Origin of the sequence: Hafnia psychrotolerans, assembly GCF_014639435.1 — a bacterium.
Taxonomy (GTDB): Bacteria; Pseudomonadota; Gammaproteobacteria; order Enterobacterales; family Enterobacteriaceae; genus Ewingella; species Ewingella psychrotolerans.
Genome location: NZ_BMFZ01000004.1, coordinates 197,282 through 208,538, shown reverse-complemented (window position 1 = coordinate 208,538; position 11,257 = coordinate 197,282). Strand labels below are relative to the sequence as shown.

Genomic DNA, 11,257 nt, shown 5'->3' with positions numbered 1-11,257 from the left:
CGCCGATATTATTGCCGCGCTGCGTAAGAAAGGCACTACATTAGCCGCGACATCACGTAATGCCGGGCTGAGCTCTTCTACACTGGCGAATGCACTTTCACGGCCATGGCCAAAAGGGGAGTTAATAATCAGTAAAGCGATTGGTGTTCCGCCTTCCACGATTTGGCCCAGCCGCTATTATGATCTGCATACCCGTAAAATGATCGACAGAAAACCCCGTTCCAGTGATACGGCATCGTAAAAGTAAGTCATCACCTTGAATAGGTTAAATGGCGTGAGAAATTACGCCATTTAAATAGACATAACGTATTGTTTTTTATATTTAAAGCCTCCATGTATTTCATTTGTGATTATCTCTTCAAAAGACGAATTGTTATTGGTTTGAACGTGTTATTGGTGTTAAAAATAGTCAGTATATTATCCCCATGGCGAATACCACGGTGGTTATGCTCGGAACCGGCACCTTCGTCACTCAGGCTGCAATGTGCGAATTTGCCCGTGCAGGCGTGTTAGTTACACGGTTAAGGGGTTTATCAATGTCTGTCCGAGCCGGTATCAACGACAACGGCTTCAACGGCGCTTGCCATGGTAGGCCTATTCGGTTGATTTACTGGTCTGGATCACAGCGTGGTATTTGGTTAGTCGAGTAATAGTAAATTTAGCAAGTATTGCTAAATTTCATTAAGAAAATTCTGAGAGAATAAATTTTCCCCTTCAAGAGCTAAGCCATTAAGAGTGCCGGAGATAAGCGCCGGGTGGGGCAAGGACCACATTTTTAATTCTAGACATTTTATGAACCCGCCAATGTGCGGGTTTTTTGTTTTCTCAGGCTGCGCATTAGCGTGGCTTTTGATCATTGGTGGTGAATCAGCGGGCTGATGAAAGCCAGCGCTATAATCGCCGCATATAAATTTGAAAGGAATCTAAATGCGCTGTGCGGCCTTTTTTAACTCACGGGTATCGCGCGCCACGTTCTGCGTCTGGCTATGAAATTTGGGTAACAGGTAACAACTGAGGTTGTAGTCCCAAATACATATTCAGGCTGGTGGGTTGCTCACTCACCAGCTTCTCTTTTTGTATTTTGCTCAATTTCTTCACTTTGCTTTCCAGCGTTGACGCCAGCGAACGGTCGCCTGCTGCGCAGTGGAAGACCAGAACCAGCATGCCTTTACCGCGTAACGCTTTGGCACCTTTACCACACTGGTGCTGGGCCAGACGGCGTTCCACATCGGTGGTGATGCCGGTATACAACATGCCGGACGGCGTGCGCAGCATATATAAAAACCAAGGTGTGGGTTCAGGTGTGGTGGACATGTCAACTCGCGGCAGGGAAGGGTCGAGCAAGTTTACCTCACGGGTGCCATAGCGCGCTAAACTGGTGGTCAGGAATTTTAAGGAGCAGGGCATGAATGATGCAGAGGATCTAAAACATATCAGCAAATTTCTCAGCAAGCAGCACCTCTTAGCCTTGTGCGCCACCGCCGACGGCGACATATGGAGCGCCAATTGCTTCTACGTGGCGGATATCAGCACCATGACACTTTTTTTTATGAGCGAACTGAAAACCCTGCATGGCACGCTGATGCACAAAAATCCTCATGTGGTCGGCACGATTGCGCCACAACCGAAAACTATCGCGTTAATTAAAGGCATTCAGTATCGCGGCGAAGCCTTTATTCTTACCGGCGAGGCAGAAACCGCAGCACGTTCTCTGTACTGCAAAGATTTCCCCATCGCGGCGACGATGAAAGCGCCAGTCTGGGCGTTGAAACTCAACCAGATAAAAATGACCGATAATACATTGGGATTTGGCAAAAAACTGATGTGGCAGCGTGACCAGGCGGAGGACAGTGCGGTGCGATAATCGCTGCAAGCGGAGACCGCCTATGGGCATCGGAACGGTTAAGCGGAAACTAACTCGTTGGATCAACATAAGGAGAGACTATGGCAAAGGTACTTTTACTGGGTGCCAGCGGACTGGTTGGCGGGGAGCTGCTGCGGCTTTTACAGCAGGACTCACGCGTCAGTCAGGTGATTGCCCCCACTCGCCGGGCTTTACCGCCGTTAAACAAACAGGTGAATCCGGTCGGTGAAAATCTATCTGCATTGATCACCGCGCTGGATCTGCCTATCGATCTGTTTTTCTGTTGTCTGGGGACGACGCGTAAACAAGCAGGCAGCGCCGACGCTTTCCGCAAAGTGGATTTTGATCTGGTGGTCAACAGTGCTAAAGCGGCCAGGCAGTTGGGGGCCGAACATTGCCTGGTGCTGAGCGCCAACGGGGCCAATGCCGCATCACGTTTTCTCTATAATCGGACCAAAGGTGAGATGGAACAGGCGCTTATCCAGCAGGCGTGGCCGCTGTTGACGCTGGCCCGACCTTCGTTGCTGGTGGGCAAACGCCAACCGCCGCGTCTGCTCGAACAACTCTGCACGCCGGTTTTCAAACTGCTGCCTGGGAAATGGAAAGCCATTGAGGCGGTGGATGTTGCCAAAGCCCTGCATCAGCAGGCATTCAACGCCGGTTTAGGCGGGATTACCGTACTCGAATCCAATCAGCTTGCCGCTATCGCTCGCGAGTGACGATTACCACTCAAGACGCAGCCCATCATGAGCGATGATCACGTTGTCCTCTAACGCGGTGTCCATTAACCACACATCCAGGTGGTGACTGATGTGTGTCAGATAGGTTTTTTGCGGCGTTAACTGACGGTGGATCGCCAGAGCCTGATGGATATCGTTATGGTTTTTATCCGCAATATCACGCGGCGGATGGCTGCAATCGAGGATCAGCGCATCGAGTGTTACGCCGTCTAAAAATCGGGCTGTCGCCAGCGGCAAACCTGAGGTATCCGTCAAATAGGCCAGGGTCGCACGTTCCGTTTTGATTAAATATCCGAAGGTGATTTTTGAGTGATTGAGCGGCAACGGTATCAGCTCAATACCGCCGAACTGGCAGGCAGTAAACGGCTGAAATGGCGGCTGAAAATCCAGAATACCGGGATGTTTGAACAGATCATCGCAGCCATTTTGATCCGGTGGGCCATAGACGGGGATCGCATTTCCCACTCCCCAGCGCAACGTAAATAGCCCCTGAACGTGATCCATATGGTAATGTGTAAGCCAAAAACGCTGAATTTCACCCTCAGTAAACTGTTGCGCTAACTCCGGCAATCCCGCATCAATTAACGTAACTTCCCCCGCATAGTCGAGCTTTGCACTACAGGGTTGGCGCCGAAAAGCCGGGTTTTGCCGCGCCCGAAGGCAGGCTGCACAGTCGCAGCCAAAGACCGGTACCTGTTGCGCACCGCCGGTACCGAGAAACGTCAGTTGCATGATTTTCCTTTCAGAAGTTAACCGATAACCGGTCAGAGATATTTTTCGACAAAAAGATCCAGATCGCAAAAATCCGCCATACGCGCTTTCAGCGTGTCGTGATCCCAGTCCCACCACTGACTGCGTTCGATCTTTTCGATCAACGCGTCGTCAAACCGCATGCCGATCTTTTTTGCCGCCACGCCCGCCACGATAGAATAAGGTTCGACATCTTTCGTCACCACGGCTGAGGTGCCGATCACCGCACCGTTGCCCACCGTCACACCGGGCATGATCACTGCGTTATGACCGACCCATACGTCATGGCCAACGGTAACGTGATGCGCGCGGCGCCAGTCGAAGAACGCGTTATCGTCTTCCCCCAACCCATAAGCCGAGGCGCGGTAGGTAAAGTGGTGCTGAGCGATTCGGTTGTAGGTCGGGTGATTGCCAGGATTGATGCGGACATAGCTGGCAATAGACACGAATTTACCGATGCTGGCGTAGAAGATCTGGTTATGCCCGGCGGTGTAGGAGTAGTCGCCAATCTCGCTCTCTTCCAGGATCGCGTCATCAGAAATATGCACATATTGGCCGAGGCTGGACTGGTTGATCACGACATTCACGCCGATCTTCGGTTCAGCTAAGCGTTCTTCAGTATTGTTCTGCCGGGCTTCAATGATGTCACTCATGGCTCACCTTTTGATATGTGATGCTATCAATATTGGCTGGCACAGGCTGCGCGAGCAGACGCAAAAATGCTGACAGGGTTTCATGCAGATCCCCGTCGTTGTCCAGCCGTTGGCAATTGGCGGGCAGCCCGTTGGCGTACTGCGCAGCACGCAGTAAACGGCGGCGGATCTGTTCCTCATTTTCGCGTCCGCGCTGCTGTAAACGCTGTACTAATACGTTCTCCGAAACGTGCAAACAAACCGGCAACAGTCGCTGACCGTAACGCTGCACTGCCTGGCTCAAATGTGCGCGCGACCCGTTAACCACCACGTTACAGCCCTGCGCCATCCAGTGGTCGATCTCAATACCAACGCCATAACAGCAGCCGTGCGCCTGCCAATCGAGGGCGAACAGTCCCTGTTCACGCCGTTGCTGGTATTCGTCATCGTGCAGCGCAATATGGTTCTCCGCGCCAGCGTCGGCCGATCGGGTGATGTAACGATGTGCTACCACCAATCCGGCGGGCAAAGCATAGCGCAGCGCATCAAGCAGGCTGTCCTTACCGGAACCGGAAGCCCCCATCAGATAGACTAAAACCGTCATGCCAGCCCCTTAAAAGACCTGAATACCCTGACGCCAGACATTCTGGACGTAATGGTGATGGTCATGTGCTCTTGCCAGCACCAGATCGGCGCGTTTGCCCTCGGCAATGATGCCACGATCTTGTAAGCGCAGTGCTTTGGCCGGATTGCGGGTCACCAGCGAAACGGCTTGCGGCAGAGTGAACGCGTTGCCCTCATCCTGAGCAATCCGGAAAACGGCGTCCAGCAGACTGGCCGGATAGTAATCCGAGGACAGAATGTCGAGAATACCCAGTGACGCTAAATGATGCGCCGCGACATTGCCGGAATGTGAGCCGCCGCGAACAATATTTGGCGCCCCCATCAACACTTGCAGCCCAAGGGCGTGCGATGCCCGTGCGGCTTCTTCAGTGGTGGGGAATTCGGCAATCACGCTGCCCAGCGCCAGCGACTCTTCAACGTGCGCGGTGGTGGCGTCGTCATGGCTGGCGAGGGAGATCCCCAGACGACGGCAGTGCGCCGCAATGGCTTCACGGTTAGGTTGTGCCCAGCGTCGCGAGTTCTCAATCTGTTCGGTCTGGAACGCTTCCATCTGATCATCGTTCAGGTTGTATTTACCCTGATAATATTCACGATATTTGGCCGGCGTGGCGAACTGGCGTTGGCCTGGTGAATGGTCCATCAGCGACACCAGCGACAGCACTTCGGTATCCATCAGCTTTTCAAACAGCGGCAGGGTACTTTCATACGGCAGCTCGCAGCGCAGATGCAGACGGTGTTCGGCGCGGTTCAGCCCGGCTTTTTGGCTATTGACCACCGCGTTGATCATCTTTTGCAGGTTATCCAGACGGTGGCCGCCATCGCGTGCATCGCCGACGGCCACGGCATCCAGCACGGTCGTGATACCGCTGGCGATCATCAATGCGTCGTGGCTACTCATCGCCGAATGTGCCGGCCAGTCTACTTTCGGGCGCGGAGTGAAAAATTTATCCAGATTATCGGTGTGCAGTTCAATCAGACCAGGCAGTAACCAACTGCCTTCTGCGTTGATCGCCTGTGGCAACTGGCTGGCGGTATCAGCAAAGGCGCTGATCACCCCGTCTTGTACCTCGATCGACCCTTTGACGACCTGATCTTCCAGTACCAGATTGACGTTATTGATGATCATGCTGTTATCTCCACCGCCGTTGCCGGAGTCATTTCATACAGGCGATCCGCCACGCGATCGCGCACGTCGGCATCATGAAAAATCCCAACAATGGCCGCGCCGCGCTGTTTAGCTTGTTCAATCAATGTCACTACCGCAGCGCGGTTAGTGGCATCGAGTGAGGCAGTCGGCTCATCGAGCAATAAAATAGGATAGTCGACAATAAAGCCACGAGCGATATTCACGCGCTGCTGTTCGCCGCCGGAAAAGGTCGAGGGCGCAAGGTGCCACAGGCGTTCCGGCACGTTGAGATGGCTCAGTAGGCGGCTGGCGCGGACTTCACATTCGGCCTTGTCGGTGCCAAGTTCCATTAGCGGTTGCATGACCAGATTCAGCGCGCTGATCCGCGGGATGACCCGTAAAAACTGGCTGACCCAGCCGACGTTATGGCGACGAACCGCAAGAATTTCCCGCGCTTCCGCACTCACCATATCAATCCACTGGCCCTGATGTTCAACCCAGATGTGGCCGCTGTCGGGGAGATAGTTACCGTACAGCGAGCGCAGCAACGTAGATTTTCCGCTGCCTGAGTGGCCGTGCAACACCACACACTCTCCCGCGTCAACTTGCAGGTTGGCATTATTGAATACCGGCAGGCGCGCACTGTTCTGGTTGTGCAGTACAAAGGTTTTACTGAGATTTTCGACCTTAAGCTTTGTCGTCATTTTGGTCACTCTTCAGGAACGTCGGGAAATTAAGACAGCACGGAAGAAACGAGAAGCTGCGTATAGGGATGGTGTGGGTCGTCGAGCACGCGGTCAGTTAAACCACTCTCCACCACTTGACCCTGCTTCATCACCAGCAAACGATGGGCCAGTAAGCGGGCAACGCCTAAATCGTGGGTGACAATCACCACCGCCAGTTGCATTTCCACCACCAGAGTCCGCAACAGATCCAGCAGACGCGCTTGCACCGAGACATCAAGACCGCCGGTCGGCTCGTCCATAAACACCAGTCGTGGGTGGGTCACCAGATTGCGGGCAATTTGCAGACGTTGCTGCATACCGCCTGAGAAGGTGGTTGGCATGTCGTCCAGACGCGATACCGGGATCTCAACATCTTCCAGCCATTGCGTAGCCTGTTTGCGGATCTCGCCGTAGTTGCGCTCACCGATCGCCATCAGGCGTTCACCGATGTTGCCACCTGCCGAGACCGAGCGACGCAGACCCTCCATAGGATGTTGGTGCACCACGCCCCAGTCAGTCCGTAATAGGCGACGACGATCACTTTCTGGCATGTCATATAAAGAGCGGGCCGGTTGCTGGCCGTTATTGTAGATAACCTTGCCTTGCTGCGGCGCAAGACGGGCTGAAATCGATTGCAACAGCGTGGTTTTGCCCGAGCCCGATTCGCCGACAATACCCAGCACTTCTCCCGGATAGAGATTGAATGAAACGTCACTGAAGCCTTTGCCGGGTGCATACAGATGGGTCAGATTGTTGACCGACAGCAGCGGTTCACCGTTGGGTTTGAGAGGGGTATTCATCAGTGTTTGGCCTTATCTTGAAGGTCGACCTGTTGGGCGCAGAAATCGGTATCTGAGCAGACAAACATGCGGTTGCCGAGGTCATCGAGCACCACTTCGTCGAGATAACTGTGGCTCGAGCCGCAAATGGCACAGGGTTCGTCCCACTGCTGCACGGTGAAAGGGTGATCGTCGAAGTCCAGACTCTCTACCTTGGTGAACGGCGGCAGTGCATAAATCCGTTTTTCACGCCCGGCACCGAACAGTTGCAACGCGGGCATCATGTGCATTTTCGGGTTATCAAATTTCGGGATCGGCGACGGGTCCATCACGTAGCGGTCATTCACTTTCACCGGATAAGCGTAAGTGGTAGCGATGTGGCCGAAGCGGGCGATGTCTTCATACAGTTTCACCTGCATCACGCCGTACTCTTCCAGCGCGTGCATTTTTCGGGTTTCGGTTTCACGCGGTTCAATAAAACGCAGCGGTTCGGGGATCGGCACCTGGAAAATAAGGATCTGATCTTCTGCCAGCGGGGTTTCCGGGATGCGGTGACGGGTCTGAATCAGCGTCGCATCGACGGTTTTTTCGGTGGTTTTTACACCGGCAACGCTCTGGAAGAATTTACGGATCGACACCGCATTGGTGGTGTCATCAGCGCCTTGGTCGATCACTTTCAGCACGTCTTGCTGACCGACCACGCTGGCCGTCAGCTGGATCCCACCGGTGCCCCAACCATAAGGCATCGGCATTTCACGTCCGGCAAAGGGCACTTGATAACCCGGGATCGCCACGGCTTTTAAAATCCCACGGCGGATCATGCGCTTGGTCTGCTCATCGAGATAACCCTGGTTATAACCCGTGATGATTGCCGTGTTCGGTTCACTGTTTTTCATTATCGGGATCCTGTGATGAGGCGTCATACTGCTGACGCAGGCGCTTAAGCAGTTCCAGTTCAGCCTGGAAATCGACGTAGTGCGGCAGTTTGAGATGGGAAACAAAACCGGCGGCTTCGACGTTATCGGCGTGCGACAGAACAAACTCTTCATCCTGTGCCGGGCTGCTGATCTGCTCGCCGTACTCTTTGGTCTGTAATGCACGATCGACCAGCGACATTGACATGGCTTTGCGTTCTGCGCGGCCAAATACCAGCCCGTAACCGCGGGTGAAGTGCGGTGGTTTATCCTCTGGCGTCACAAAGCCGTTCACCATTTCGCATTCTGTCAGCAGAATTTCGCCGATATCGATCGCAAAACCTAACTCTTCCGGCACGATTTCCACCGTCAGCCAGCCTGTTCGAATTTCACCGGCAAACGGGTGAGTACGGCCATAACCGCGTTGAGTGGAATAACTTAGCGACAGCAAAAAACCTTCGTCGCCGCGTACCAGTTGTTGCAGACGAGCGGCGCGAGAAGCCGGGTAAGCCGGCGGTGTCCGGGTGATATCTTCCGGTTCAGCACCGTCGTCTTCCTCTTGCACCGCCAGTTGCTGGCGCGTCAGCAGATCAAACACGTGGCTGCAATTGTCTGGCAGGGTTTCGTCGGCCAGCGGCGTAAGTGGCGCTTCGCCTTCCGCCAGCAGGGCAAAATCCAGCAGACGGTGCGTGTAGTCATAGGTTGGCCCGAGTACCTGGCCGCCGGGTAAGTCTTTGTAGACGGCGGAAATACGTCGCTCAAGGCGCATATTTTGGGTGTCCAGCGGCTGGCTGGTGGCCAGACGGGGCAGTGTGGTGCGGTAGGCGCGCAGCAGGAAAATAGCTTCCACCAAATCTCCGCCGGACTGTTTAATGGCCAGCGCGGCCAGCTTGCGGTCATAAATCCCGCCTTCGCTCATCACGCGATCAACGGCCAGACCCAGTTGCTGTTCGATCTGGTCACAGCCCAGTTCCTGCACATCGGGATTGCCTCGGCGCTCTTGCGCCAGCAGCTGATGGGCGGCCACAATGGCTTTTTCGCCCCCTTTAACGGCTACGTACATCAGCAAACCTCCACGCGTGTCGTACGCGGCAGCGCAATGAGTTCATCACCGCAGGTGAACATAAAGTCCAGCCCGAGCGGAAAACGATGAGGACGGTTAAGCAGGTAATCACGCACCGCATCCGGCAGTTTTAGCGTGACGATTCGTTCGGATTCAATACCGGGGCCGGTCAGGCGCAGCGGTGTTCCGCCGGATAAACCTTCAAGCTGCACGATGACGCTGGTCGATAGCTCCGGCGACATTTCATCACCGCAGGCAAATGCCATCAGTGTTGCGTTATCGAGTGCCGGATCGGTCAATGCAAAGCTGACCGATGACGGATCTTCAGTCAGTAGCGCACCGGTATGGAAACGCAGATTCTTGCGTAGAATGTCATCGTTGAGTGAGCGGCTGATCCACAGCGGCGTGTCCTGATCAATCAGAGTCAGTAGCACGCAGGCGCTGGCTGAACCTAGCGCACCAAAGCCTGCCATCGCGGGCAGTTTGACGCAGACTCCTGGCTCACTCAGCGCTTTTAAAATACGGCGGAAGCTGAACTGGGCGTCAGCTACCGGGTGTTGAAAACTGGCAACAAGTGTCATGGATTACTCTCCGCGAACTAAGGTGAAGAAGTCGACGCGGCTGGCCGCGACTTCACGTGCACGCCTTTCTCGGCGTGCCTGTTGAGCGGCTGCCAGCGGGGCAATGACTGCTTTATGCAGCAGCTCGTCCATGCCGTGAACCTGTAACAGGGCGTCGATCACCGCGCAAAGTTCGGCATGAGGTTTGTTGCGGCCACTCACATAGCTGTAGCCATAGACGCCGGAATCGAGCTGGACCACGGCGCGGGTGACTGTCATATCGCCCATCACGAAGCGTTTACCGGTACCGCCCATACGGCCCTGAAGCTGTGTCAGGCCGGTTTCGGCGGCGCGCAGCCGTTCAAACTGCGGAGATAAATTCAACGGCTGCCAGTGAGCTAGAAGCTCGTCCGGGCGGCTGTGGGCCAGCACCGACATCCAGCGTTGGCGGTTTTGCAGGGTATCCATTCAGTGCTCCATGGTGAGTTCAATCATGTCGGCGCGCGTCATGCTGACGGAGTATTCCGCCACGCGATTGCTGCCGTCACAGGTGTTGAGGGTGCGCACGCAGAGCAGCGCGGCCTGCGGTACGATCTCGAGTAACTTGCTCTCTTTGGCCAGTGCGCGGCGGGCACTAATGCGTGTCGTCCGACGGCTGAGCGATTGTTTAATCTCGTCACGGATGAAGTCGTGCAGGGAACCGCTGTGGAAATTCTGGAGTGACGGCCACCAATCGAGATCGGGCAGGTAATGGTCGATGACGCAGACCGGTACGTCATTGACCCGACGCAGCGTGCGCAGATGAATAATGGTGTCGCCTTCCTGAAGCGATAGCGCAGTGGCGACATGTTCAGTGCAGGGACGCAGCACCGCCAGTAGACGTTCGCTGGTGGGGTGGCTGCCCTGATCAAGCAGATTCTGGCTAAAACGGGCTTGTGAATGCAGCGGGTAATCATAAGGACGCATCAGCACCAGTGTGCCCACGCCCTGACGCCGCTGTAGCCAGCCGCGTTCTACTAATTCATCGACAGCGCGGCGCAGTGTGTGGCGGTTGACCTGAAAGCGTTCGGCCAGTTGTTGTTCCGGTGGCAGATAATCGCCGCAGCGATAGCCATTACGCAGCTCATGCTCCAGTTCGGCAGCGATCTGTTGATAGACGGTTGTGTGACTGGTCAGAGGTCTAGATAAGTGCATCACAATGAATACCTCGCAGGGTTCAGGCAGGTAAAGCGGGATGTCACGCAGTGGCGCGGCAGGAAGGAAAACGACGTGTGGGATGAGTGGGCCATGGTGCAAACCTCAGTTCGGTGTTGGCATCAGAATGGCGGAGTTAAATGACAATTTGGTGAAGATCGGATTGCAGGGAGGTGAAGAGTTGGAGTATGTCTCGCAGTATCGAAAGTGAGCGATTTACGTGAAGAACGATAGAAAATAGATTAAAGGCCGTAAAAAACAGAAGGGTAGATAACCATTTTGGTTT

At 54.6% G+C, this 11,257-nt stretch carries 15 protein-coding genes; 3 read left to right on the top strand and 12 right to left on the bottom strand.

What is annotated here, in order from left to right:
• On the top strand, nucleotides 1-241 hold a 241-nt coding region (locus IEV89_RS09295), incomplete at its 5' end, for a helix-turn-helix domain-containing protein (protein ID WP_188472789.1).
• Nucleotides 242-984: 743 nt separating this feature from the next.
• On the opposite strand, the gene IEV89_RS09285 is transcribed toward IEV89_RS09295, so the two are convergent.
• Nucleotides 985-1,314 (bottom strand): GIY-YIG nuclease family protein, encoded by a 330-nt coding sequence (locus tag IEV89_RS09285; protein WP_188473268.1) that lies wholly within the window; start codon nucleotides 1,312-1,314, stop codon nucleotides 985-987.
• A 91-nt stretch (nucleotides 1,315-1,405) separates the two neighbouring features.
• Here IEV89_RS09285 and IEV89_RS09280 point away from each other — a divergent pair, with 91 nt between their 5' ends.
• The gene (locus IEV89_RS09280; RefSeq protein ID WP_188472785.1) at nucleotides 1,406-1,864 is read left to right on the top strand and encodes a YhbP family protein; all 459 of its coding nucleotides are present in this window, start codon (nucleotides 1,406-1,408) and stop codon (nucleotides 1,862-1,864) included.
• Nucleotides 1,865-1,944: 80 nt separating this feature from the next.
• Nucleotides 1,945-2,583 (top strand): Rossmann-fold NAD(P)-binding domain-containing protein, encoded by a 639-nt coding sequence (locus IEV89_RS09275; protein WP_188472783.1) that lies wholly within the window; start codon nucleotides 1,945-1,947, stop codon nucleotides 2,581-2,583.
• 3 nt (nucleotides 2,584-2,586) lie between these two features.
• On the opposite strand, the gene phnP is transcribed toward IEV89_RS09275, so the two are convergent.
• Genes phnP through phnF form a run of 11 tightly spaced genes read right to left on the bottom strand, consistent with a single transcriptional unit; the run spans nucleotide 2,587 to nucleotide 10,971 of the window.
• Nucleotides 2,587-3,336, bottom strand: coding sequence for a phosphonate metabolism protein PhnP (phnP, locus tag IEV89_RS09270; RefSeq protein ID WP_188472781.1), 750 nt, complete (start codon nucleotides 3,334-3,336; stop codon nucleotides 2,587-2,589).
• A gap of 32 nt (nucleotides 3,337-3,368) precedes the next feature.
• Nucleotides 3,369-4,007, bottom strand: coding sequence for an LbetaH domain-containing protein (locus IEV89_RS09265; RefSeq protein WP_188472779.1), 639 nt, complete (start codon nucleotides 4,005-4,007; stop codon nucleotides 3,369-3,371).
• Complete coding sequence (gene phnN / locus IEV89_RS09260) at nucleotides 4,000-4,590, bottom strand: ribose 1,5-bisphosphokinase (protein ID WP_188472777.1); 591 nt, start codon at nucleotides 4,588-4,590, stop codon at nucleotides 4,000-4,002. The genes IEV89_RS09265 and phnN overlap by 8 nt, the downstream gene beginning before the upstream one ends.
• Before the next feature lie 9 nt (nucleotides 4,591-4,599).
• Nucleotides 4,600-5,736, bottom strand: a complete 1,137-nt coding sequence (gene phnM, locus IEV89_RS09255) for an alpha-D-ribose 1-methylphosphonate 5-triphosphate diphosphatase (protein ID WP_188472775.1) — start codon at nucleotides 5,734-5,736, stop codon at nucleotides 4,600-4,602.
• Nucleotides 5,733-6,440, bottom strand: a complete 708-nt coding sequence (phnL, locus tag IEV89_RS09250; protein ID WP_188472774.1) for a phosphonate C-P lyase system protein PhnL — start codon at nucleotides 6,438-6,440, stop codon at nucleotides 5,733-5,735. The genes phnM and phnL overlap by 4 nt, the downstream gene beginning before the upstream one ends.
• 29 nt (nucleotides 6,441-6,469) lie before the next feature.
• Nucleotides 6,470-7,261, bottom strand: coding sequence for a phosphonate C-P lyase system protein PhnK (gene phnK / locus IEV89_RS09245; protein ID WP_188472772.1), 792 nt, complete (start codon nucleotides 7,259-7,261; stop codon nucleotides 6,470-6,472).
• Nucleotides 7,261-8,136 carry an alpha-D-ribose 1-methylphosphonate 5-phosphate C-P-lyase PhnJ gene (locus tag IEV89_RS09240; RefSeq protein WP_188472770.1) on the bottom strand — a complete coding sequence of 292 codons (876 nt, stop codon included), beginning with the start codon at nucleotides 8,134-8,136 and terminating at the stop codon, nucleotides 7,261-7,263. Before IEV89_RS09240 ends, phnK begins: the two co-directional genes overlap by 1 nt.
• Nucleotides 8,123-9,217 (bottom strand): carbon-phosphorus lyase complex subunit, encoded by a 1,095-nt coding sequence (locus IEV89_RS09235; RefSeq protein WP_188472768.1) that lies wholly within the window; start codon nucleotides 9,215-9,217, stop codon nucleotides 8,123-8,125. Before IEV89_RS09235 ends, IEV89_RS09240 begins: the two co-directional genes overlap by 14 nt.
• Entirely contained in the window at nucleotides 9,217-9,798 is a 582-nt protein-coding gene (gene phnH, locus IEV89_RS09230; RefSeq protein ID WP_188472765.1) for a phosphonate C-P lyase system protein PhnH, read from the bottom strand. Before phnH ends, IEV89_RS09235 begins: the two co-directional genes overlap by 1 nt.
• A 3-nt stretch (nucleotides 9,799-9,801) precedes the next feature.
• Entirely contained in the window at nucleotides 9,802-10,245 is a 444-nt protein-coding gene (gene phnG, locus IEV89_RS09225) for a phosphonate C-P lyase system protein PhnG (RefSeq protein ID WP_188472763.1), read from the bottom strand.
• Nucleotides 10,246-10,971, bottom strand: coding sequence for a phosphonate metabolism transcriptional regulator PhnF (gene phnF / locus IEV89_RS09220; protein WP_188473266.1), 726 nt, complete (start codon nucleotides 10,969-10,971; stop codon nucleotides 10,246-10,248).
• Nucleotides 10,972-11,257 lie beyond the last annotated feature (286 nt).

Coding starts and splice junctions, on each gene's coding strand:
- IEV89_RS09285 (WP_188473268.1), bottom strand. CDS start 1,314: ATGTCCACCACACCTGAACCCACACCTTGGTTTTTATATATGCTGCGC.
- IEV89_RS09280 (WP_188472785.1), top strand. CDS start 1,406: ATGAATGATGCAGAGGATCTAAAACATATCAGCAAATTTCTCAGCAAG.
- IEV89_RS09275 (WP_188472783.1), top strand. CDS start 1,945: ATGGCAAAGGTACTTTTACTGGGTGCCAGCGGACTGGTTGGCGGGGAG.
- phnP (WP_188472781.1), bottom strand. CDS start 3,336: ATGCAACTGACGTTTCTCGGTACCGGCGGTGCGCAACAGGTACCGGTC.
- IEV89_RS09265 (WP_188472779.1), bottom strand. CDS start 4,007: ATGAGTGACATCATTGAAGCCCGGCAGAACAATACTGAAGAACGCTTA.
- phnN (WP_188472777.1), bottom strand. CDS start 4,590: ATGACGGTTTTAGTCTATCTGATGGGGGCTTCCGGTTCCGGTAAGGAC.
- phnM (WP_188472775.1), bottom strand. CDS start 5,736: ATGATCATCAATAACGTCAATCTGGTACTGGAAGATCAGGTCGTCAAA.
- phnL (WP_188472774.1), bottom strand. CDS start 6,440: ATGACGACAAAGCTTAAGGTCGAAAATCTCAGTAAAACCTTTGTACTG.
- phnK (WP_188472772.1), bottom strand. CDS start 7,261: ATGAATACCCCTCTCAAACCCAACGGTGAACCGCTGCTGTCGGTCAAC.
- IEV89_RS09240 (WP_188472770.1), bottom strand. CDS start 8,136: ATGAAAAACAGTGAACCGAACACGGCAATCATCACGGGTTATAACCAG.
- IEV89_RS09235 (WP_188472768.1), bottom strand. CDS start 9,217: ATGTACGTAGCCGTTAAAGGGGGCGAAAAAGCCATTGTGGCCGCCCAT.
- phnH (WP_188472765.1), bottom strand. CDS start 9,798: ATGACACTTGTTGCCAGTTTTCAACACCCGGTAGCTGACGCCCAGTTC.
- phnG (WP_188472763.1), bottom strand. CDS start 10,245: ATGGATACCCTGCAAAACCGCCAACGCTGGATGTCGGTGCTGGCCCAC.
- phnF (WP_188473266.1), bottom strand. CDS start 10,971: ATGCACTTATCTAGACCTCTGACCAGTCACACAACCGTCTATCAACAG.